Source organism: Streptomyces sp. NPDC087215, assembly GCF_044744885.1.
Taxonomy (GTDB): Bacteria; Actinomycetota; Actinomycetes; order Streptomycetales; family Streptomycetaceae; genus Streptomyces.
The window spans coordinates 466,329-487,488 of record NZ_JBIUZD010000004.1 but is presented as its reverse complement, the minus strand read 5'-3'; the positions used below and the strand labels follow the sequence as shown (position 1 = coordinate 487,488).

The window sequence follows — 21,160 nt, the reverse complement described above, 5'->3', positions numbered from 1 at the left end:
CAGCGCCCGCCGCGCCCGGTGGCCGCCCGGCCCAGCGCCCGCCCCGCCCGGTGGCGGCCCGGCCGCCGGGGGGGCTCGCCAGTCCCGCCCGGGTGGCCCCGTCAGGCCACCCGGGCCTTCGGACGGTTCTGCGGGTCCGGGCGGCGGCGGGCCTCGGCGAGCAGGCCGCGCACCGCGAGCGCCGCGCCCAGCGCGAGGATCGCGGCCGCCACGGACATGCCGAGGGTGCCGTTCAGCGGCAGCGCGATCCCGATGCCGCCGCCCACCACCCACGCCATCTGCAGCGCCGTCTCCGACCGGGCGAACGCCGACGTCCGCACGGACTCCGGCACGTCCCGCTGGATCAGCGCGTCCAGCGACAGCTTCGACAGGGCCTGGGTGAGCCCCGCGACCGCGCCCAGCACCGCGACCATCACCCCGCCGAAGAACACCGCCGTCAGGACCGCCGTACCGCACACCACACTGATCATCGTGGCGATGATCACCTCGGGCCCCTGCCCCCGGTCCCGGAGCAGCGAGCCCACGGCCGTCCCGCACGCGTTGCCCACACCGGCCGCCACGCCCACGATCCCCAGCGACACGGCGGCGCTCTGCCCCGACAGCGGATGCTCCCGCAGCAGGAACGCCAGGAAGAAGATCAGGAAACCCGACAGCATCCGCTGCGCCGCGTTCGCCTCCAGACCGTGGAGCACGGACGGCCCCACGGTCCGCAGGTTCGGCGGCTTCTCACCCTTCCCGCTCCTCCCGCCCTTCTCTCCCTTTCCGTCCTGCTCGCCCTTCTCGCCGTGCGCCAGCAGGTGGGCCCGCCGCTCGCCCTTCGCCGAGTCCACCTTCGGCGGCATCCGCAGCGCCCAGAACGTCCCGAGCAGGAACAGCGCGCACGCCCCGTACAGCGGGTACGGCGAGCCGAGGAGATGGAGCCCCGCCCCCACCGGCGCGGCGACCCCCGTCGCCAGCAGCCCCGCCAGGGTCACCCGTGAGTTCGCCTTCACCAGCGAGAAGCCCGGCGGCAGCAGCCGGGGCACCACCGCGCTGCGCACCACCCCGTACGCCTTCGACGCCACCAGGACCCCGAGCGCCGCCGGGTACAGCTCGATCCCGCCCGTCGCCACCAGACCCGAGAGCAGCACCGCGAGGACCGCCCGGGTCAGCATCGCGCCCGCCATCGCCGCCCGCCGCCCGTGCGGGACGCGGTCCAGGAGCGGACCGATCACCGGGGCGAGGAGCGTGAACGGCGCCATCGTGATGGCCAGATACAGCGCGACGCGCCCACGGGCCTCGTCGGTCGGCACGGAGAAGAACACCGTCGACGCGAGGGCGACGGTGATCATGACGTCCCCGGCGCCGTTCACGGCGTGCAGCTCGATCAGTTTCCCGAGCCCCGACTCGCCCGCGCCGTGCGCGTGCGTCGCCTTCCGGATGCCCCTCGCCGTCCCGGTGAAGGGCAGGTGCAGGACACGACCGACCTTCCGGCCCGCTCGGCGGAGCGGCCCGGCATGATCTTCGGATCGTGCGGGGGACCGTGCGGCTGCCACTCCGTCATAGTGCCCCACCGGCACGCCGGACGAACCGTGGCGCGGCGGTGGACACGCCTCCCACCCGTCCCGCCCGGCCGCTCCCGCCCGTCTCCCACCGCCCTTCCCGGCCGTCCCCCACTCCGCCACCCACCCCTTTTCGGCCGTCCTCCCCACCCTTTCCGTGAGGTGTGATCGGGGCCACTTGGGGCGGGCAGGTGGGCTCTGGCCCGCGAACGGGGTAGCGTGCGTAGCGCGTCACCGGCGGAAGCTTTCGGCCGCGCGCCTCTTCGGCATCCCGCAGAATGGATGGCGATAGGTGTGCCCGAGACACGCGAGACAAGTCGGGTGCGCGGACGTCGATGCGGCCCACAGGTCCGCTCCGCCCGCCGCCCGGGGTCCGCTCCCGCCGCTCGGCCGGCGCACCCGTGAGACGGCGTAGGAGAGAAGCGAGACCTGTGAGTGCTGCGACGACGCGAAGCGGTACCCCGCGTACCCCGCGAGCCACGCGTACCCCCGACCGCCTGTGCGCCGAGGCCGTAGACCTCGCGCGGGAGGCCGCCGAGGAGGCGGCCGCCCCGGGCGTCGTCGGCGCCCATGTCGACGTGGTCGCCGAGGGTGACCGCGTCGTCACCCACTACTTCGAGTCCAAGGAACCGGGCTACCGGGGCTGGCGCTGGGCGGTGACGGTCACCCGAGCCTCCCGCGCGAAGAACGTCACGCTCGACGAGACCGTCCTGCTGCCCGGGACCGACGCCCTCCTCGCCCCCGAGTGGGTGCCGTGGAGCGAGCGGCTGCGCCCCGGCGACATGGGCCCCGGCGACCTCCTGCCCACCGAGGAGGACGATCCGCGCCTGGAGCCCGGCTACACCGGCGAGGACGAGCCGCCGCCGAACTCCGTCGTCTCGGAGGAGCTCGCCGAGCACCTCGACGTCGAGGACGCCGAGATCGTCATCCGTGTGCCCTCGCGCGGTGCGATCGCCTCGGTCGCCGACGAACTGGGCACGCGCCGGGCCCGTGTCCTGTCCCGGTACGGGCTCCACATGGCAGCCGACCGCTGGGACGAGGCGTTCGGCCCCCGGACACCGATGGCCCTCGCCGCGCCCGCGTCCTGCGAATCCTGCGCCTTCCTGGTGCCGCTGGCGGGGTCGCTGAAGCAGGCGTTCGGGATCTGCGCCAACGAGTTCTCCCCGGCGGACGGCCGGGTCGTGTCCCTCGCGTACGGCTGCGGCGGGCACTCCGAGGCCGCCGTCATGCCGAACCCGCCGCGTCCGCCGGCCCCGGTCCTCGACTCGGTCGGCGTGGACGCCTTCCCGCTCCGCCCGGCCGAGGACTCCGGCTCGACGACGGAACCGGACGCGGCGTCGGAGGACCTGGGCCACTCGTAGCCCACCCGCGCCGGGGCGCACCCGGCCCGGCACCGGTGGGTCCACGCGCGACCCACCGGAACCGCCTGCCGTACGCCGGACCGCCGGGCGGCCGTACGCCGGACGGACCGGACGGCCGCACACCGGACCACCGGGCGCCCGGCAGGCCGTGAGCCGGACCCGCCCCGAGCCGTACGTGCTCCATGCCGGACCGGACCGCCGGGCATCCGGCCCCGCCCGGGGCCGGGGCCAGCCGACCGGCCGTTCACCCTTCACCGGATCCGCCGACCCGTCGGCACCCGCCTATCCCGTCCCGGACCGGGACCGGCGCCGTCGGACGCCCGCCCGCCCGCGCAGGGACCCGAGCCGCCCGCCCGCTCGCCGTACGCGGGCTCCGCCTGGCCTGTGGCCGTACGCCGGACGGGCCGGACCCGTCCGACACCGGTCCCGCGCCGAGCTGCGAGCCCCCGCCCGCTCGCCGTACGCGGGCCCCGCCGGACCCGTAGCCGTACGCCTGACTCACCCGCCCCCCGGACCGGCATCGGCCCGCCCGCAGGCCGCCTCCGCCCCACCCCGGCCGTGGCCCCGAGCGGGCCGGGCGGCCGGTCCCGTACCGGAGCCTGGCCGTCCGGCCGCCGGGCTCCCGGCCGTCCCCGCCGCGTGGTCACGCCGCCCGTCCGCCGTACGCCGGGGCCCTCCTCGTACGAGCCGCCCGCCCGTCGTGCGCCGGTCGTACGCCGGGACGTCGGGCGTGCGGTCGTGCACCAGGTCGTCGGGCCGCCGGTCCCGGACCGGACCGCCGCTCCGTCACGGGCGCGCACCGGACCACCCGGCGCCCGGCCCGGACCCGCCGGGGGTCCGGACGTACGGCGGCCTTTCCGGCCGCCCCGGTGCCCTCCGGGCGAGCCCCGTCGCCACGGCCCGGCCCCCGGGGCCGCACCCGCCCCGGCGGTCCGGGGGGCGCGGGGCGCGGTACCTTCGGGCCCCGGGACTTCGGGTCCCGGACGTGCCGCCCGTCCGGGCGGCCACCGCCCCGCAGAGTGGAGTCAGACGTGAACGTCAGCGTCCGGACGACGGCCGACGGAACCGATCCCTTCGGCACCGCACGGCTGCGCCGGGGAGTGCTCGACGCCTGGGGCGCCTCGCCCGCCCGCTTCCGGGAGGACGCCAACGCCGAGGAGGACCTCGCCCTCGGCGGCTACCGCGACCGGCTCGTCGTCGAACTCGCCCAGAACGCCGCCGACGCCGCCCACCGCGCGGGCGTCACCGGCCGTCTGCGGCTCACCCTGCACCCGGCGGACCACGAGGGCCCCGCCGTCCTCGCCGCCGCCAACACCGGCGCCCCGCTGGACGCCGTCGGGGCCGAGTCGCTGTCCACGCTCCGCGCCTCCGCCAAACGGGAACAGGGCGGCGAAGGCGGCCCCGGCGCCGTCGGCCGCTTCGGCGTGGGCTTCGCCGCCGTCCTCGCCGTCACCGACGAACCCGCCGTCCTCGGCCGCCACGGCGGCGTCCGCTGGTCCCTCGCCGAGGCCCGCGAACTCGCCGCCGAGACCGCCCGGAACAGCCCCGGCCTCGGCGACGAACTGCGCCGCCGCGACGGCCACGTCCCCCTGCTGCGGCTCCCGCTGCCCGCCGAGGGCACCGCGCCCGACGGCTACGACACCGTCGTCGTCCTCCCGCTCCGCGACCTCGCCGCCCTCGCCCTCGCCGAACGGCTCCTCGGCGCGATCGACGACGCCCTCCTGCTCACCCTCCCCGGGCTCGCCGAGATCGTCGTCGAGACCGCCGACGGGGTACGGACCCTGAGCCGCGCCGAGGACGACGGGCACGTGCGCGTGGACGACTCCGCCACCGGCAGCCGCCGCTGGCGGACCGTCAGCCACACCGGCCCCCTCGACCCCGGGCTCCTGAAGGACCGCCCGGTCGAGGAGCGGCTGCGCCCCCACTGGTCGGTCACCTGGGCCGTACCCGTGGACGACGCGGGAGCCCCGCGCCACCCGCGCACCACCCCGGTCGTCCACGCCCCCACCCCCACCGACGAACCCCTCGGCATCCCCGCGCTGCTCATCGCCTCGCTGCCGCTCGACACCGCCCGCAGGCACCCGGCGCCCGGCCCGCTCACCGACTTCCTCGTGCAGCGCGCCGCCGACGCCTACGCCGAACTCCTCGCGGACTGGCGGCCGGTGACCAGCGCCGCCCTGGACCTCGTCCCCGGACCGCTCGGCAAGGGCCCCCTCGACGGGGCGCTGCGCGAGGCGATCCTCGACCGGCTGCCGCGCGTCGCGTTCCTCGCGCCCGCCGTCCCCACCGAGGAACTCCCGGCGCTCCGCCCGATCGAGGCGGAGGTCGCCGAGGGCGCGGGCGCGGAGACCGTCGGCGTGCTCGCGGAGGTGTTCCCGACCCTGCTCCCGGCCGGTCTCGAACGGCGCCCCGAGCTGCGGACCCTGGGGGTCGGCCGGGTGCCGCTGACCGAGGCGGTCGACCGGCTCGCGGGCGTGGACCGCACCCCGGGATGGTGGTGGCGGCTCTACGACTCCCTCGCGGGCGTGGACCCCGACCGGCTCTCGGGCCTGCCGGTGCCGCTGGCGGCGCCGGAGGACGGCGGCCCGATCCGTACGACGACCGGCCCCCGCCAGGTGCTGCTGCCGCAGCACGGCACCCCGGTGGAGCTGACCCGGCTGGGCCTGAAGGTCGCCCACCCGGAGGCCGCCCACCCGATCCTGGAGAAGCTGGGCGCCCTGCCCGCCACGCCCCGCGCGGTCCTGACGACCCCGCAGGTGCGGGCGGCGGTCGCGGGCTCCCTCGACGCGGGCGAGATCTGGGACGAGGACGCGCTGGACGCGGAGGAACTCGCGGAGACCGTCCTCGGCCTGGTCAGGGACGCCGATCTGGAGCCGGGCGACGAGCCCTGGCTGGGCGCGCTCGCGCTCCCCGACGAGGACGGCGAGCTGTCGCCCGCGGGCGAGCTGGTGGTGCCGGGGTCGGCGTTCGCCGCCGTGATGCGGGAGGACGAGCTGGCGCTCGTCGACGCGGACCTGGCCGCCCGCTGGGGCGAGCGGCCGCTCGCCGCGTGCGGGGCCCTCACCACGTTCGCGCTGGTCCGGGCGACGGACCTGCTGCTCGACCCGGACGAGGTCGAGCCCCGCGAGGGCGACTATCCGGAGCCCGACGACGCGGGGCTGCTCGACGCGGTCGACGTGTGGTGCGAGGACGTCCTGGACCGGCTGCCGGAGTCCCCGGTGCCGCCGGTGGCGACGGAGATCGTGGCCGTACGGGACCTGGACCTGGTCGACGACGACGCCTGGCCCCGGGCCCTCGCGATGCTCGCCCTGCCGCCCCTGCGGGACGCCCTGACGCAGCCCGTACGGGTTCTGCTGCCCGACGGCACGACGGAGACCGTACGGTCGTACACGGCGTGGTGGCTGCGCGACCACCCCGTCCTGGACGGCCGCCGCCCGGCCGGACTGCGGGCCGAGGGCTCCGACCCGCTCCTGATCGGACTGTACGACTCCGCCGACGCGACCGGCTTCGAGGACGAGCAGGTCCTGCGGGCCCTGGGCGTCCGCACCTCGGTCGGCGCGCTCCTGGACGAGCCGGGCGGCGCGGCGGAGCTCCTCGCCCGGCTCGCGGACCCGTCCCGGGAGGTCACCGGCGCGCAGCTGCACGCCCTGTACTCGGCCCTCGCCGAACTGGACCCGGAGCAGGTGACGCTGCCGGACGAGCTGCGGGCGGTGGTGGACGGCGAGGTGGTCGTGGTCGACGCGGCGGACGCGGTGGTCGCGGACGCCCCGGACCTGCTGCCGCTCGCGGACGGGCTGCCGCTGCTCCCGGTGGCGCCGTCGCGCGCCGCCGACCTGGCGGACCTGCTCCAGGTGCGGCGGCTGAGCGGCACGGTGGACGCGGAGGTCACCACGAAGGGCGAGGAGCACGGGGTCCCGTCCCCGGTCCGCGCGCTCCTGGGGCCGACGACCCCGGCGACGTACGTCGAGCACGAGGAGCTCCTCGTGGCGGGCGCGGAGCTGGACTGGCGCCGCACCCCGGACGGCACGGTCCACGCCGCCACCCTGGAGGGCGTGGCGGCTGCCCTGGCCTGGGCCACCGGCCAGTGGCCCCGCCGCTTCGAGGTCGCCGCCCTCCTGGAGGACCCGACCCGGACGGCGGAACTGGCCAGGGACCGCTGGTTCGACTGAGACCGCCCGGCAGATGGGGGGTGGGAGAAGGCGCGTGCCCAGCCCCGCGACGCCGCCCCCCATTTCGCCGGTCGGTCTGAGCCGGTCCGGCCGAGGGGCGCGCCGGTCAGGCGCTCCAGAGCGCGCCGCGCCGGTGCCGGGCCTCCGGCACGTCGGCGGTCCCGGCGGCGTCGAGGTCGAGACGGCCGCCGGGTCCGTCGACCAGGCGCCGCAGCACGCCGACCCGGTGGCGCAGCCGCTGCCGGGCCCGGCGCTCCTCCACACCGGCCTCCCGGGTGACGGTGCGGTCGCCCTGGTACCGGGGGAACGCGTAAACCTCCACCGTGCGCCGCACCGCGCGGGGCCGCTGCCGGCGGCCCTCCCGTGCGGCCTCGCGGGCGCCGGAGGCGTCGTACCGGAGGCCGTGGAGGACCACGGCGCGCCAGGGCCGCCCCGGCGGCCGGTCTCCGGCGGGGCGGGGGCGGCCGGGTCGGGGGTGGTGGGCGGTGCGGGTCATGGGGCTCCCTGGGCGTCGGACCACCGGACGTCTCCTGGCGGGCTGCCCGGACCCCCGGGACCTCTCGGCCCGATGCTCCGCCTCGTCCGCACGCGGGCACCCTACGGTTCCGTACGCGGCCCCCGCGACCCGGTTGCCGAGGGGGCGGCCCCGTAGGCCCCGGGGCCTACGCCGGGAACCTGCGCCCCACCCAGCGCCAGACGAACTCCAGGACGACGCAGCCCGCCGCCGCGATGGCCACGGCCGTCCACGGCATGGTGACGCCGATCAGTTTCAGGGCGAAGAAGTTCTGGAGCCAGGGGACGGCGAGGACCAGGAGGAAGGCGCCGCCCATGGTGGCGACCAGGGTGAGGCGCCACCACGTGTAGGGGCGGGCGATGATCGCCAGGACCCACATGGAGACCAGGAAGAGGGTCAGGGTGGCGGCGCTGGTCTCGGCGGCCAGGGCGTCCGGGCCGGTGTAGTGGTGGCGGGCCAGCAGATACGTGACGAAGGTGGTCGTCGCCGCGATGACACCGCCGGGGATCGCGTACCGCATGACCCTGCGGACGAAGTGCGGCCTGGCCCGTTCCTTGTTGGGCGCGAGGGCCAGGAAGAAGGCCGGGACGCCGATGGTGAGGGTCGACAGCAGCGTCAGGTGACGGGGCAGGAACGGGTACTCGACCTGGAAGCAGACCACCAGGACGGCCAGGAGGACCGAGTACACCGTCTTGGTGAGGAAGAGCGTCGCGACCCGGGTGATGTTGCCGATGACCCGGCGGCCCTCCGCGACCACCGACGGCAGCGTGGCGAACGAGTTGTTCAGGAGGACGATCTGGGCGACCGCCCGGGTCGCCTCCGAGCCGGAGCCCATCGACACGCCGATGTCGGCGTCCTTCAGGGCAAGGACGTCGTTGACGCCGTCGCCGGTCATGGCGACGGTGTGGCCGCGCGACTGGAGCGCCGCCACCATGTCCCGCTTCTGCTGCGGGGTGACCCGGCCGAAGACCGCGTTCGCGTCGAGGACCTTCGCCATCTCCTCCCGGTCGGTGGGGAGGGTGCGGGCGTCCACGGTGTCCTCGGCGCCCGCCATGCCGAGCTTCCCGGCGACCGCGCCGACGGAGACCGCGTTGTCACCGGAGATGACCTTGGTGACGACGTTCTGCTCGGCGAAGTAGGCGAGGGTGTCGGCGGCGTCGGGCCGCAGCCGCTGTTCGAGGACGACGAGCGCGGTCGGCCGGGCGCCGACGGCCAGGCCGGGCTCGTCGAGGTCGCGGTCCGTACGGGCGAGGAGCAGCACCCGCAGGCCCTGCTCGTCGAGCCGGTCGATGTCGGCGAGCGTGGGGTCCCCGGCGGGCAGCAGGACGTCGGGGGCGCCGAGCAGCCACGTCGAGTTCTCCCCGTCGCCCTCGCTGAAGGACGCCCCACTGTACTTGCGCGCGGAGGAGAACGGCAGCGACGCGGTGCAGCGCCACTCCACGGGGGTCTCCGGGGAGGCGTCGATGACTGCCTGGAGGGAGGCGTTCGGGTGCGGGTCGGACTCGCCGAGGGCCGCGAGCACCTTCCGTACGTACGCCTCGTCGGCGTCGTGCAGCGGGCGCAGCTCGGTGAGGTTCATGCCGCCCTCGGTGAGCGTGCCCGTCTTGTCGAGGCACACGACGTCCACCCGGGCGAGGCCCTCGATGGCGGGCAGCTCCTGCACGAGGCACTGCTTGCGGCCCAGCCGGACGACCCCGATGGCGAAGGCGACGGAGGTCAGCAGGACGAGACCCTCGGGGATCATCGGGACGATGCCGCCGACCGTACGGGCGATGGCGTCCTTGACGTTGTCGCTCTTGGCGAAGAGCTGGCTGAGGATCAGCCCCAGCGCGGTCGGGACCATCATCCACGTCACGTACTTGAGGATCGTGGAGATGCCGGTGCGCAGCTCGGAGTGGACGAGGGTGAAGCGGGACGCCTCCTCGGCGAGCTGCGCCGCGTACGCCTCACGGCCGACCTTGGTGGCGGTGAAGGCGCCGCCGCCCGCGACGACGAAGGAGCCGGACATCATCCGGTCGCCGGGCTTCTTCACGACGGGGTCGGCCTCGCCGGTCAGCAGGGACTCGTCGACCTCCAGGCTGTCGGCCTCGGCGACCTCGCCGTCGACGACGACCTTGTCGCCGGGGCCCAGCTCGATGAGGTCGCCCAGGACGATGGCGGAGGTGGAGATCTCGGTGGGGGCGCCGTCGCGCCGGACGGTCGGTCTCGCCTCGCCGATGACGGCGAGCCCGTCGAGGGTCTTCTTGGCGCGGAGCTCCTGGATGATGCCGATGCCGGTGTTGGCGACGATCACGAAGCCGAAGAGGCTGTCCTGGATCGGCGCGACGAACAGCATGATCGCCCAGAGGACGCCGATGATGGCGTTGAAGCGGGTGAAGACGTTGGCGCGGACGATCTCGGTGGTCGAGCGGGAGCTGCGCACCGGGACGTCGTTGACCTCGCCGCGCGCGACGCGTTCGGCGACCTCGGCGGAGGTGAGTCCGCCGGGCCGGTGCACGACGGGCGGCCCGCTCCCCGCCGTCTCGCCGCCGCCCGTGTCGATCTTCGCCCGCTGAGTCATGTTTTCGACGGTACGGCCGGTTCGGGGCGTTCACCTGCCGAGGGGGGTGAAGATCAGACCGGGGGAGGAGGGGAATCGTCCGCTGGTTCCATGCGCGGGCCGCCGGTCCCGGTCTCGGGTGCGGGGTGCCTTCCGGCGCGGTGCCGGGGTCTCCGTGCGCGGGCCCGCCGGAGGCGTTACGTCTCCGGGTGGTCCTCGGCCGGTCCGGGCGCCGCCGCCACCGCCGCCGCGTGCCGCTTGATCGCCGCGTCCCGCTTCCGTACGTACCAGATGCCGATCAGGCCGAGTCCGCCGCCGGCCAGGCAGGTCCACACCCACCAGGTGAGGTCCCGGTCGTCGAACCAGCCGTAGAAGGGGACCTGGACGAGGAAGAGGACGAACCAGAGGATCGTTCCGCCGGTGATGGTGGCGACGACGGGCCCTTCCAGGGGCTCGGGTGCCTCGTGCTTCGGTGTCCACTTCGCCATGGGCACCAGTCTAGGTGGCGGGAATTCGTACCCACACGTGGTCTACGCGCGGAGATGGACTCCCGATCGTTCATGTGTTCATACTGAAACGGTTTGCCTATGGCGGGTTTCTTTCGTATGAACCGCCAAATGGACTTCTCCCCGATGAGGACCCCCATGAGCACCACGGCCCCCGCCAAGGCCACGCCCCCCGAGCCGTCCGCTCCGACCTCGGGCCTCGACCGCTACTTCAAGATCTCCGAGCGCGGTTCGACCGTCGCCCGCGAGATCCGGGGCGGTTTCGCCACCTTCTTCGCGATGGCCTACATCATCGTGCTGAACCCGATCATCCTCGGCAGCGCCAAGGACATGTACGGGAACCAGCTCGACAGCGGGCAGCTCGTCACCGCGACCGTCCTGACGGCCGCGTTCTCCACGCTCCTCATGGGGGTCATCGGCAACGTCCCGATCGCCCTCGCCGCCGGTCTCGGCGTCAACACGGTCGTCGCCCTCCAGCTCGCGCCCAAGATGTCCTGGCCCGACGCCATGGGCATGGTCGTCCTCGCGGGCGTCGTCGTCATGCTCCTGGTCGCCACCGGACTGCGCGAGCGCGTGATGAACGCGGTCCCGGTCGGCCTGCGCAAGGGCATCGCGATCGGCATCGGCCTGTTCATCATGCTGATCGGCCTCGTCGACTCCGGCTTCGTCTCCCGCATCCCCGACGCCGCCCACACCACCGTCCCGCTCCAGCTCGGCGGCTCCGGCCACCTCCTCGGCTGGCCGGTCCTGGTCTTCGTCCTGGGCACGCTGCTCACCCTCGCGCTGATCATCCGCAAGGTGCCGGGCGCGATCCTCATCTCGATCGTCGTCATGACGATCGTGGCGATGGTCATCAACGCCGTCGCGACCGTGCCCTCCTGGGGCCTCACCACTCCGGAGTGGCCGGGCAACCCGGTCGCCTCCCCGGACTTCGGTCTGGTCGGGCAGGTCAGCCTCTTCGGCGGCTTCTCGAAGGTCGGCGTCCTCACCGGCGTCCTCTTCGTCTTCACCGTGCTGCTGTCCTGCTTCTTCGACGCCATGGGCACGATCCTCGGCGTCGGCGACGAGGCCAAGCTGACGGACAAGGACGGCAACTTCCCCGGCATCAACAAGGTCCTGCTCGTGGACGGTCTGGCCGTCGCCTCCGGCGGCGCCACCTCGTCCTCGGCGACCACCTGCTTCGTGGAGTCCACGGCGGGCGTCGGCGAGGGCGCGCGGACCGGCCTCGCCTCGGTCGTGACCGGCGCGCTGTTCTCCGTGGCGCTGTTCCTCACGCCGCTGGCCACCATGGTGCCCTCGCAGGCGGCCACGCCCGCCCTGCTCGCGGTCGGCTTCCTGATCCTGGCCGGGTCGGTCAAGGACATCGACTGGGGCGACTACACCATCGCGGTGCCCGCGTTCCTGGCGATGGTCATGATGCCGTTCACCTACTCGATCACGAACGGCATCGGCATCGGCTTCATCTCGTTCAGCGTGCTGCGCCTCGCGGCGGGCCGGGGCCGCGAGGTCCCCGTCGCCATGTACGTCGTGTCGGCGGTCTTCGTCTTCTACTACGCGATGCCGGCGCTCGGCCTCACGTGATCCGGGCCCCGGGCCCCCGCGGGCCCGGGTGCCCCGCCCTCCCCGTAGAACTTCTCCGTCTCCTCGACGGCGGTCGTGAACCGCTCGTCGAAGTCCTCCCGAATGAGCGTCCGGACGACATAGTCCTGGACGCTCATTCCTCTTCTGGCGGCGTGACCTCTGAGCCGGTCGAGCAGCTCACTGTCGATGCGCAGGCTGAGCACTGTCGATCCCATGCCGCTCAGGGTCGGGCCACCCGGGACCCCTCCGTGTCACTTTCCGGATTCGACTCACTCGTTCGGGTGATACATCGAGTCCGGAGTGTTCCTTCCCGGCGCCCGGTTCACCTGCGGGGCGGGAGGGCGGGATGTGATCCGCGCTACGTCGGCGTGTTCCCGTTGGTATTTAGGAAGAGTAATGACTTAGGCTAACGAACATGCCTGACCTGTCCCACGGCACCGCCGACGACGTCGCGGCCGTGAACGCGCTGCGCTCCTCCGTCATGCGACTGGGCCGACGCCTCAAGCACCAGCGCGTCGACGAGTCGCTGAGCCCCACCGAGATGTCGGTGCTCGGCACCCTCGCGCTCTGCGGCTCCGCCACCCCCGGCGAACTGGCCCGCAAGGAGCACGTCCAGCCGCCGTCGATGACCCGCATCGTCGCACTGCTCGAAGCCAAGGGACTGGTCCGGCTGGAGCCGCACCCCGACGACCGTCGGCAGAAGGTGGTCAGCCCGACCGAGCAGGCCGAGACCATGCTCGAAGAGTCCCGCCGCAAGCGGAACGCCTGGCTGTCCTCCCTCGCCGAAGGACTGGACGAGGACGAATGGGCCAAGCTGCGCGCCGCCGCCCCGGTCCTGGAGAAGCTCGCCCACCTGTAATCCAGGCGCCAAGGAGGCGACGCACTTTGAGCACGGGACCCGGAGCAGACTCCGCACCCGTCCACCGACCCACCCTCAAGACCCGTCGGCGGGGGGAAACCTTCTCCTCGCTCGGCATACGCAACTACCGGCTGTTCTTCACCGGTGCCATCGTCTCCAACACCGGCACCTGGATGGCCCGCATCACCCAGGACTGGCTGGTCCTCAGCATCACCGGCTCCGCCGCCGCCGTCGGCATCACGACCGCCCTGCAGTTCCTGCCCATGCTGCTCTTCGGGCTCTACGGCGGAGTGATCGCCGACCGCTACCCCAAGCGGAACCTGCTGCTCGTCAGCCAGGCCGCCCTCGGACTCTGCGGCATCGCGCTCGCCGTCCTCACCCTCTCCGGCAACGTCCAGGTCTGGCACGTCTACCTCATCGCCTTCCTCCTCGGCATGGTCACCGTCGTCGACAACCCGGCCCGGCAGTCCTTCGTCTCCGAGATGGTCGGACCCGCCCAGCTCCGCAACGCCGTCTCCCTCAACTCGGCCAACTTCCAGTCCGCCCGCCTCATCGGCCCCGCCGTCGCGGGCGTCCTCATCGCCGGAGTCGGCAGCGGCTGGGCCTTCCTCCTCAACGGCCTCTCCTTCATCGCCCCGCTCATCAGCCTGCTGCTCATGCGGACCGGCGAACTCCACAAGGTCGAGCGCGCCCCGCGCGGCAAGGGCCAGCTCCGGGAAGGCCTGCGGTACGTCGCCGGACGGCCCGACCTCATCTGGCCTATCGTCCTCGTCGGCTTCATCGGCACCTTCGGATTCAACTTCCCCATCTGGCTCACCGCCTTCTCCAGCGACGTCTTCCACGTCGGAGCCGGTACCTACGGCTTCCTCAACACCCTCATGGCCGCCGGATCCCTCGTCGGCGCCCTCGCCGCCGCCCGGCGCGGCTCCACCCGGCTCCGGATGCTGGTGATCGCGGCGGCCGTCTTCGGCGTCCTGGAGATCGCGGCGGCCCTGTCACCCACGTTCTGGCTGTTCGCGCTGCTCCTCGTACCCATCGGCATGATCGGCCTCACGGTCAACATCGCCGCGAACTCCGCCGTCCAGATGGCGACCGATCCGGCCATGCGGGGGCGGGTCATGAGCCTCTACATGATGGTCTTCGCCGGCGGCACGCCGATCGGCGCGCCGCTCCTCGGCTGGGTCACCGACACGTACGGCGCCCGTGCCGGGTTCGCCGCCGGTGGCGCGATCTCGCTGCTGGCGGCCGTCGTCGTCGGGCTCGTCCTCGCCCGGGTCGGGGGGCTCAAGGTCGCCTGGGCCTGGCGGCACGGGCACCCTCGGGTGCGGGTGGTCTCCCGGGAGCGGCTGGTGGTGGTGGCGTAGCCCTCGGGCGGGCGGTGCCCTTGGGCGGGCGGTGCCCTTGGGCGGGCGGCGTGGTCGTCGGGGGGTGCTCGCCGGGGGTGCTCGTCGGCTGTCGGCCTGACCGGGGTGGGGTTCCGTCGGGCCTTGCCCTGACCTCGTCGGGTGGTTCCGGCCGGTGTCCTGACCTCGTCGGGTGGTTCCGGCCGGTCGGTGGGCCGGGGCCGGGACCTCCGCGCGGGAGGGGTGTCCGGACTGCGTCTCACCGCGCTTCGCGCGAGTTCAAGACGCTTTTACGTCCGGACACCCCTCCCGCGCTCCGGTCCCGGCCCCTCCCGCCGTTCTCCGCCGTCCCTTTGGGGGTGGCCGGTGCTGTTCGTCGTTCTCGGCCGTCCCTTTGGGGATGGCCGGTGCTCTTCGTCGTTCTCGGCCGTCCCTTCGGGGGTGGCTGGTGCTGTTCGTCGTTCTCAGGCGTCCCTTTGGGGGTGGCTGGTGCTCTTCGTCGTTCTCGGGTGTTCCTCGGCTTGGGTTCCGGTTGTTTCTGCCCTCTCGGGCGTTTCTCGGCTTCGCCTTCGGGTTGCTCTTCGGTGGGGGAGGGCGGTGTCTTCCGGTGTTCTCGTCCGGCCTCGTGGGTTGATCAGAGTTTTTTCTCCAGGACCTGGCCCGGCCAGTCGCCCACCTCGAAGGGGGTGGTGCGGGTGAAGCCCTGGGATTCGTAGTACTCGATCAGGCGGCCCCCGCTGCCCGCGAAGCAGTCCACGCGGAGGAGCGAGACGCCCTGGCGGCGGGTCTCCGCCACCGCGTGCGCCAGGAGCGCCGCGCCCACTCCCCGGCCGTGGAACCGCGTGTCCGTCGCCAGGAGCCGTACGTACACCTCCGGCTCCTCGGCGGGCGGGACGTACTGGCCCGGGAACGGGGTGAGGGTCATCGTCCCCGCCGGTACGCCGTCGATCTCGGCGATCCACGGGTCGCCCGCCGCCATGGTGTCCTCGACCTGCCGTACGGCCTTCGGGCGGGCGGAGAACGGTTCCGTGCCCCACTGGGCCGTGATGCCCCGGGCGTTGAGCCACGTCACGGCGCTGTCGAGCACACCGAGTATCGCGGGGAGGTCCGCCTCCCCGCCCTTCCTGATGGTGATCTCCATCCGGCCGAGGCTAGCGGGTGACAGACTCGCCCCATGAGGCTCTTCGCCGCCGTCCTCCCGCCCCCCGAGCGGCTGGCCGAGCTCGGACACGTCGTCGGCCTGCTGCACCGGCTGCCCGGGGCCGACGCGCTCCGCTGGACCTCGCCGCCCGGACGGCACCTCACCCTCGCCTTCCTGGGCGAGGTCGACGAGGAGCTGCTGCCCGAGCTGCGCGTCCGGCTGGCCCGCGCCGCGCACCGCACCCCGTCCTTCCCGCTGCGGCTGCGCGGCGGCGGACACTTCGGGCGCCGGGCCCTGTGGACCGGGGTCGCCGGGGACCTGGACGAACTGCGGCTCCTCGCGGAACGGGCCGACGCCGCCGCGCGCAGGTCCGGGATCCCCATGGACGAGCACCGCGGCTACCGGCCGCACCTCACACTGGCCCGCGCCCGTACGGACGCGGTCGACCTGCGGCCCTTCCTCGACGGGCTCGACGGCTTCGAGGGGACCCGCTGGGAGGCCGCCGAGCTGTCCCTGGTCCGTTCGAACCTGCCGGAGGGCGGGGTGCCGGGCGAGCGGCCCCGGTACGAACGGGTCGACGGCTGGCCGCTGGAAGGCGGGCCCGTACGGGCGGGGTGAGGGGCGCGTCCGGCGGCCGGGTAACCTCGAAGGGTGGATCCGAAGACCCGAAACCGAATCATGGCCGGTGTGCTCGTACTGATGTTCGCAATTATCGCGGTGGCCTCCGTGGCCGGTCTCTAGCCCCCGGGGCGCCTCCCACGGCGTGGGAAGCCGCTTGCTTCGAGCGCACTCCAGGCAGTTGGCTTGTCGTCCATGGAGTACACGCAGCTCGGACGCACCGGACTCAAGGTCAGCCGCCTCGTTCTCGGCACGATGAACTTCGGACCGCAGACGGACGAGACCACCAGCCACGCGATCATGGACACGGCTCTCGACGCCGGTCTCAACTACTTCGACACCGCCAATGTGTACGGCTGGGGTGAGAACAAGGGGCGTACGGAGTCGATCGTCGGCTCCTGGTTCGCCCTGGGCGACGGCCGCCGCGACCGTACCGTCCTCGCCACCAAGGTCTACGGCAACATGGGCCCCGACGGCGAGGCCTGGCCCAACCACGACAAGCTCTCGGCGCTGAACATCCGCCGCGCGGTCGAGGGCAGCCTCCGGCGGCTCGGCACCGACTACATCGACGTCTACCAGTTCCATCACGTCGACCGGGCCACCCCCTTCGAGGAGATCTGGCAGGCCGTCGACGTCCTGATCCAGCAGGGCAAGATCCTCTACGCCGGATCCTCCAACTTCCCCGGCTACAAGATCGCCCAGGCCAACGAGACCGCCGCCCGCCGGGGCTCCGTCGGGCTCGTCAGCGAGCAGTGCCTCTACAACCTCTTCGAGCGGCGCGCCGAGATGGAGGTCATCCCCGCCGCCCAGGAGTACGGCCTCGGGGTCATCCCCTGGTCGCCGCTGCACGGCGGTCTGCTCGGCGGCGTCCTCAAGAAGGAGGCCGAGGGCAAGCGCCGTACGGAGGGACGCGCGGCGGCCACCCTCGCCGACCCGGCCTCCCGGGCGAAGCTCCAGGCCTACGAGGACCTGCTCGACAAGCACGGCCTCCAGCCCGGGGAGACCGCCCTCGCCTGGCTCCTCACCCGGCCCGGCGTGACCGGCCCCATCGTCGGTCCCCGCACCCCCGAGCAGCTCTCCGGCGCCCTGCGCGCCCTGGAACTCGACCTGGGCGAGGAGCTCCTGGCCTCCCTCGACGAGATCTTCCCCGGCCCCGGCCCGTCCCCGGAGGCCTTCGCCTGGTGACGTGCCCGCCGGGCGGCGGGGGCGCGTGACGGCGCGCGTCCGGGCGTGTCCCGGGTGGCGGGGGCGTGTGCCCCCGCCGCTCGCGCCGCGCCCGCGCCGAACCCGCCCGCGCCCCGCCGGAGGATGCCCCGATCCGGGCCGTCCGGTCGGCGAAAGGCCCTTCTCCGCAAGGGGATCGAGCCCTAGCCTGGATGTCCGTCACGCGGGGATCCAGGGGGGAACCATGGAGGCCGAGCGCACGCTGCCACGTGAGTACCGGGTCAAACCCGGCCGGATGACCGGCGTCTACATCGCGGTGGGGGTCGCCGTGCCCGCCGGAATCCTGCCGCTCCTGAACGACCGCTCGATCCCCGGCGGGGTCAAGGCCCTCATCGGCGGGCTGCTCCTCGCCTTCGTCGTCTGGATCGTCGTCGCCGCCCGCAACTGCTCCACCACCGCCGACCGCACGGGCCTGCGGGTCCGGGGCATGGTGCGCACCCGGGGGCTCGCCTGGTCCGAGGTCCACGACATCCGCGCCGCGCCCAACCCGAGCACGGGTGGCGGACAGCCCCGGGTCCTCTCCTACGCCTACGGGCGCGACGGACGCAGGGTCCAGCTGATGTACCTGGACGACACCCATGTGGTCGTCGAGCAGGAGATCGCGGTGCTCCGCGCCGCCTGGGAGGAGCTGCGCGGCGCGGACTGGACGCCGGACGCGGCGGCCGAGCGGCTGATCGGCCGACGGCGGGCCCGGGAGGGTTCCCTGTTCAAGGCGATGTACTGGGCCTTCGGCTCGGTCTTCGTGGCCCTCGCCCTCTTCGTCGTCCTGCTGGTCGCGGACGGCGCGGCGATGGCCCCCGAGTGGATCCTCGTCGCCCCGGTCGTGACCTTCTTCGTGGTCTGGGCGGTCGCGGCCGTCCGTGCCCGGCGCCGGTAGGGGTCAGGGCAGCCGGTACGGGCCGCCCAGGCCCCATGCCTGGTGCATCGCGTCGGCGAACGCGGCGGCCAGCTTGTGCTCCCCGGTGGGGCCCGGGTGGGTGCCGTCGTAGGTGTCGGTCCCGAGGTCGTACGACTCCGGGACCGTGGCGAGGAGCAGGGGCGAGGCGGCCGTGTCCAGGTCGGCGACGGCCTTCGCGAGCAGCTCGTTGAACCGGGCGCACTCGGCGGCGAACGCGGGGTCGTACCCGGCGCGCACATTGGGGATGACCGGCAGGACGACGGCCCGGACGCGCGGGTTGGCGGCGCGGGCCGCCGCCGTGAACGCCCGGACGTTCTCCTCGGTCTGCCCGCTGTCGGTGTAGAAGCCGAGGTCGATCAGGCCCAGGGAGACGAGCAGCACGTCGGCGCCGGTCTCCGCCACGGTCCCGCCGATCACGGGCGCCATGTGCAGCCAGCCCTCGCCCCAGCCCGCCAGGTGCCGCCGGGCGGCGGCGGGGAAGGCGGGGTCGGCGTACGCCTGCGACACCGGGGCGTCGGCCGCCGGGTCGTACAGTCCGGTGCGCGGCCCGACGATCTCGTACCCGCCGGGCAGGGTGGACTCCAGGTGCCGCCACATGCGGTGACGCCAGGTCCAGTCGCCGGCGCTGCCGATGGTCATGCTGTCGCCGACGAACAGAAAACGCATGGTCATATCATCGCGGACGCCGTCCGGCGCGGGCGACGTGATGCGGGCCACGGGGCGGGGGCGCGGGGCGGGGCCGCGGTCCAGGTCCCCGTCCCCGTCCCGGCCGGATTCCGTCCGGGGCGTGGTCGGGTGGTGTGCGGCTGCGGGCCCGTGGCACGGGCGTGCCGGGCGGCCCGTCGCCTCCCCTGCGGACCGTGGCAGGCTGGGTCCATGCGATCTGCTCTGTGCGCCCTCGGCGCGGCGGCGGCCCTGGTGCTGCTTCCGGCCGGTCATGCCCGCGCCGAAGGCCAGGAGCCCGACCGGGACTTCACCGTCGAGGACCCCCGGATCACCGAGTCCAGCGGTCTCGCCGCGAGCCGCGCCCACCCCGGGATCTACTGGACCCACAACGACCAGGACGCGCCCCTGATCTACGGTGTCGACTCCCGTACGGGAAAGACCGTGGCGACCCTGACCATGAAGGGGGTCGGAACCCCCAGGGACATGGAGGCCATCGCGGTCGGTCCGGACGGTGACCTCTACGTCGGAGACATCGGCGACAACCTCGACGGCTCCTGGGACCACGTGTGGATCTACCGCTTCCCCGAGCCGGAGGTCCTGAAGGACCAGACGGTGGCGGCGAAGCAGTACGTCGTGAAGTACGCCGACGGGCCCCGCAACGCCGAGGCGCTCATGGTCCATCCGAAGACCGGCCGGGTCTACATCGCCAGCAAGAAGCAGAGCGGCGGCGGCCTGTACGCGGGCCCCGAGCGGCTCTCCTCCTCGGGCACGAACGTCTTCCGCCGGGTCGGAGAGGTGCCCTGGGTGACCGACGGCGCCTTCTCCCCGGACGGCGGCAGTCTCGTCCTGCGCGGCTACTTCAGCGCGAAGGAGTACGTCTGGAAGGCGGGCGGCGCGGGCGGCGGGAGCCTCGGTGACGAGGGCACGCCGGTCGCGGCGCCGTTCCAGGGCCAGGCGGAGTCGGTGACGTACACCAGGGACGGCTCGGCGTTCATGTTCGGCTCGGAGGGGAGCGGCAGCCGGGTCCTGAGGGTGGAGCGGTCCGGGGCTCCGGCCCCTTCGAAGAACCCGTCCGGCGGTCCTTCCGGCGGTTCTTCCGGCGGTCCGGGCGCGTCGGCCCCGTCCTCCGGGGGCTCGGCCGCCGAGGGCGACCGGGGGAGCGTCACGGTCGGCTTCCTGGTCCTCGCGGGCGCCACCGTCCTGGTGCTCGGCGGGAAGCGGCTCGTCAGGAAGAAGTGATCCCGGGGGCCGGACCCGGGCGGGTGCCCCCGGCGGTGCCGGGGTCCGCGCCGGGGTTCTTGTCCGGGGCGGTGTCGGGGTCTGCGCCGGGGCGGGTCCGGGGTGGCGCCGGGGTCTTGTCCAGGTGGGTCAGGGGGCGCTGTCCGGGGTGGGCCCGGCGGCGTCCGGGTGGCCCGCGTCGGTCACCAGGGTCTCGAAGCCGTCCATGAGCCGGGCGAGGCCGAAGGCGAAGTGGTCGGTCTCGCGGGCGAAGGTGTCGTCGGCGAGCGCCGCCATCAGCGGGTAGTCGCCGGAGAGCATCGCCCGTTCCAGGTAGGGCCGCTGGACGCGCCAGAACTCCTCGTCGTCGACGCCGGTCTCCCGCGCCGCCTCGGCCGCCTGGAGTTCCATCCGCGCGGAGCCCGCCGCGAAGCTCTGCACGGCGATGATCACCGAGATGGTGTCGGGGTCGCTCAGCCCCATGCCGTGCGGTCCCTTGAGGCCCGCCAGACAGAGTTCGAGACCGCGCAGCGCGCTGGGGCCGAGGAGGGAACGGGCCTGGTTGACCTTGAGCAGCCAGGGGTGGGACCGGTAGAGGCCGATCGTGGTGCGGGCCAGCGCGGTGACGGTGTCGCGCCAGTCGGCGGGGGCGGGCGGGCCGTCGGGGAGGGACTCGCCCTGGACGCGGTCGAGCATCAGGTCGAGGAGTTCGGTCTTGCCGGGGACGTACCGGTAGAGCGACATCGTGCCGACGCCGAGTTCGGCCGAGACCCGGCGCATCGAGACGGCGTCGAGGCCCTCGGTGTCCGCGAGGCCGATCGCCGTGGTGACGATCCGGTCGAGGGTGAGGCCCGGCTTGGGGCCCCGGCTGGGTCGGTCGCCCGTGCCCCAGAGGAGGTCGAGGCTGCTCTTCGTCATGCCGTCACTCTAAAACCCGGCGTACCGGACGCGGAATTAAAACTGGGTACACCGTACTCTCTTG

Annotated in this window: 17 protein-coding genes; 9 read left to right on the top strand and 8 right to left on the bottom strand. The window is 73.8% G+C overall.

The window, feature by feature from the left end; all coding sequences use genetic code 11:
* Positions 1-101: 101 nt before the first annotated feature.
* Positions 102-1,535 (bottom strand): MFS transporter, encoded by a 1,434-nt coding sequence (locus ACIO92_RS15030; RefSeq protein ID WP_366439857.1) that lies wholly within the window; start codon positions 1,533-1,535, stop codon positions 102-104.
* 437 nt (positions 1,536-1,972) lie between these two features.
* On the opposite strand from ACIO92_RS15030, the gene ACIO92_RS15025 reads away from it, so the two are divergent.
* Positions 1,973-2,902: a DUF3027 domain-containing protein gene (locus ACIO92_RS15025; protein WP_401236430.1), complete on the top strand. Its 930-nt coding sequence runs from the start codon at positions 1,973-1,975 to the stop codon at positions 2,900-2,902.
* Positions 2,903-3,921: 1,019 nt separating this feature from the next.
* Positions 3,922-7,071: a sacsin N-terminal ATP-binding-like domain-containing protein gene (locus ACIO92_RS15020; protein ID WP_402281493.1), complete on the top strand. Its 3,150-nt coding sequence runs from the start codon at positions 3,922-3,924 to the stop codon at positions 7,069-7,071.
* Between the two features lie 106 nt (positions 7,072-7,177).
* Here ACIO92_RS15020 and ACIO92_RS15015 read toward each other — a convergent pair whose 3' ends face one another.
* From ACIO92_RS15015 to ACIO92_RS15005, 3 genes are all read right to left on the bottom strand, one after another.
* Entirely contained in the window at positions 7,178-7,567 is a 390-nt protein-coding gene (locus tag ACIO92_RS15015) for a hypothetical protein (RefSeq protein ID WP_402281491.1), read from the bottom strand.
* Between the two features lie 166 nt (positions 7,568-7,733).
* Entirely contained in the window at positions 7,734-10,145 is a 2,412-nt protein-coding gene (locus ACIO92_RS15010; RefSeq protein ID WP_402056863.1) for an HAD-IC family P-type ATPase, read from the bottom strand.
* Positions 10,146-10,321: 176 nt separating this feature from the next.
* Entirely contained in the window at positions 10,322-10,612 is a 291-nt protein-coding gene (locus ACIO92_RS15005) for a DUF2530 domain-containing protein (protein ID WP_366439853.1), read from the bottom strand.
* 156 nt (positions 10,613-10,768) lie between these two features.
* Here ACIO92_RS15005 and ACIO92_RS15000 point away from each other — a divergent pair, with 156 nt between their 5' ends.
* Positions 10,769-12,211 carry an NCS2 family permease gene (locus tag ACIO92_RS15000; protein ID WP_366439852.1) on the top strand — a complete coding sequence of 481 codons (1,443 nt, stop codon included), beginning with the start codon at positions 10,769-10,771 and terminating at the stop codon, positions 12,209-12,211.
* Here ACIO92_RS15000 and ACIO92_RS14995 read toward each other — a convergent pair.
* Positions 12,181-12,426: a hypothetical protein gene (locus ACIO92_RS14995; protein ID WP_366439851.1), complete on the bottom strand. Its 246-nt coding sequence runs from the start codon at positions 12,424-12,426 to the stop codon at positions 12,181-12,183. The genes ACIO92_RS15000 and ACIO92_RS14995 overlap by 31 nt on opposite strands.
* A 200-nt stretch (positions 12,427-12,626) precedes the next feature.
* On the opposite strand from ACIO92_RS14995, the gene ACIO92_RS14990 reads away from it, so the two are divergent.
* Positions 12,627-13,070: a MarR family transcriptional regulator gene (locus ACIO92_RS14990; protein WP_366439850.1), complete on the top strand. Its 444-nt coding sequence runs from the start codon at positions 12,627-12,629 to the stop codon at positions 13,068-13,070.
* Positions 13,071-13,096: 26 nt separating this feature from the next.
* Positions 13,097-14,434: an MFS transporter gene (locus tag ACIO92_RS14985; protein WP_366439849.1), complete on the top strand. Its 1,338-nt coding sequence runs from the start codon at positions 13,097-13,099 to the stop codon at positions 14,432-14,434.
* A gap of 613 nt (positions 14,435-15,047) precedes the next feature.
* Here ACIO92_RS14985 and ACIO92_RS14980 read toward each other — a convergent pair.
* On the bottom strand, positions 15,048-15,554 hold the full coding sequence (locus ACIO92_RS14980) for a GNAT family N-acetyltransferase (protein WP_366439848.1): 507 nt from the start codon (positions 15,552-15,554) through the stop codon (positions 15,048-15,050).
* Between the two features lie 33 nt (positions 15,555-15,587).
* Here ACIO92_RS14980 and thpR point away from each other — a divergent pair, with 33 nt between their 5' ends.
* The 3 genes from thpR (at position 15,588) to ACIO92_RS14965 (ending at position 18,273) form a co-directional block, all read left to right on the top strand.
* Complete coding sequence (gene thpR, locus ACIO92_RS14975) at positions 15,588-16,172, top strand: RNA 2',3'-cyclic phosphodiesterase (RefSeq protein WP_366439847.1); 585 nt, start codon at positions 15,588-15,590, stop codon at positions 16,170-16,172.
* Positions 16,173-16,367: 195 nt separating this feature from the next.
* A complete protein-coding gene (locus ACIO92_RS14970; protein WP_366439846.1) occupies positions 16,368-17,357 on the top strand; it encodes an aldo/keto reductase in 990 nt (329 codons plus the stop codon).
* A gap of 223 nt (positions 17,358-17,580) precedes the next feature.
* Positions 17,581-18,273 carry a PH domain-containing protein gene (locus ACIO92_RS14965; protein ID WP_366439845.1) on the top strand — a complete coding sequence of 231 codons (693 nt, stop codon included), beginning with the start codon at positions 17,581-17,583 and terminating at the stop codon, positions 18,271-18,273.
* Between the two features lie 3 nt (positions 18,274-18,276).
* Here ACIO92_RS14965 and ACIO92_RS14960 read toward each other — a convergent pair whose 3' ends face one another.
* Positions 18,277-18,960, bottom strand: a complete 684-nt coding sequence (locus ACIO92_RS14960; RefSeq protein ID WP_366439844.1) for a GDSL-type esterase/lipase family protein — start codon at positions 18,958-18,960, stop codon at positions 18,277-18,279.
* A gap of 210 nt (positions 18,961-19,170) precedes the next feature.
* On the opposite strand from ACIO92_RS14960, the gene ACIO92_RS14955 reads away from it, so the two are divergent.
* Complete coding sequence (locus ACIO92_RS14955) at positions 19,171-20,199, top strand: WD40 repeat domain-containing protein (protein WP_366439843.1); 1,029 nt, start codon at positions 19,171-19,173, stop codon at positions 20,197-20,199.
* Positions 20,200-20,328: 129 nt separating this feature from the next.
* Here ACIO92_RS14955 and ACIO92_RS14950 read toward each other — a convergent pair whose 3' ends face one another.
* Positions 20,329-21,096 (bottom strand): TetR/AcrR family transcriptional regulator, encoded by a 768-nt coding sequence (locus ACIO92_RS14950; protein ID WP_402281485.1) that lies wholly within the window; start codon positions 21,094-21,096, stop codon positions 20,329-20,331.
* Between the last annotated feature and the right edge of the window lie 64 nt (positions 21,097-21,160).

Coding starts and splice junctions, on each gene's coding strand:
- ACIO92_RS15015 (WP_402281491.1), bottom strand. CDS start 7,567: ATGACCCGCACCGCCCACCACCCCCGACCCGGCCGCCCCCGCCCCGCC.
- ACIO92_RS15010 (WP_402056863.1), bottom strand. CDS start 10,145: ATGACTCAGCGGGCGAAGATCGACACGGGCGGCGGCGAGACGGCGGGG.
- ACIO92_RS15005 (WP_366439853.1), bottom strand. CDS start 10,612: ATGGCGAAGTGGACACCGAAGCACGAGGCACCCGAGCCCCTGGAAGGG.
- ACIO92_RS15000 (WP_366439852.1), top strand. CDS start 10,769: ATGAGCACCACGGCCCCCGCCAAGGCCACGCCCCCCGAGCCGTCCGCT.
- ACIO92_RS14995 (WP_366439851.1), bottom strand. CDS start 12,426: ATGGGATCGACAGTGCTCAGCCTGCGCATCGACAGTGAGCTGCTCGAC.
- ACIO92_RS14990 (WP_366439850.1), top strand. CDS start 12,627: ATGCCTGACCTGTCCCACGGCACCGCCGACGACGTCGCGGCCGTGAAC.
- ACIO92_RS14980 (WP_366439848.1), bottom strand. CDS start 15,554: ATGGAGATCACCATCAGGAAGGGCGGGGAGGCGGACCTCCCCGCGATA.
- thpR (WP_366439847.1), top strand. CDS start 15,588: ATGAGGCTCTTCGCCGCCGTCCTCCCGCCCCCCGAGCGGCTGGCCGAG.
- ACIO92_RS14970 (WP_366439846.1), top strand. CDS start 16,368: ATGGAGTACACGCAGCTCGGACGCACCGGACTCAAGGTCAGCCGCCTC.
- ACIO92_RS14965 (WP_366439845.1), top strand. CDS start 17,581: ATGGAGGCCGAGCGCACGCTGCCACGTGAGTACCGGGTCAAACCCGGC.
- ACIO92_RS14960 (WP_366439844.1), bottom strand. CDS start 18,960: ATGCGTTTTCTGTTCGTCGGCGACAGCATGACCATCGGCAGCGCCGGC.
- ACIO92_RS14955 (WP_366439843.1), top strand. CDS start 19,171: ATGCGATCTGCTCTGTGCGCCCTCGGCGCGGCGGCGGCCCTGGTGCTG.
- ACIO92_RS14950 (WP_402281485.1), bottom strand. CDS start 21,096: ATGACGAAGAGCAGCCTCGACCTCCTCTGGGGCACGGGCGACCGACCC.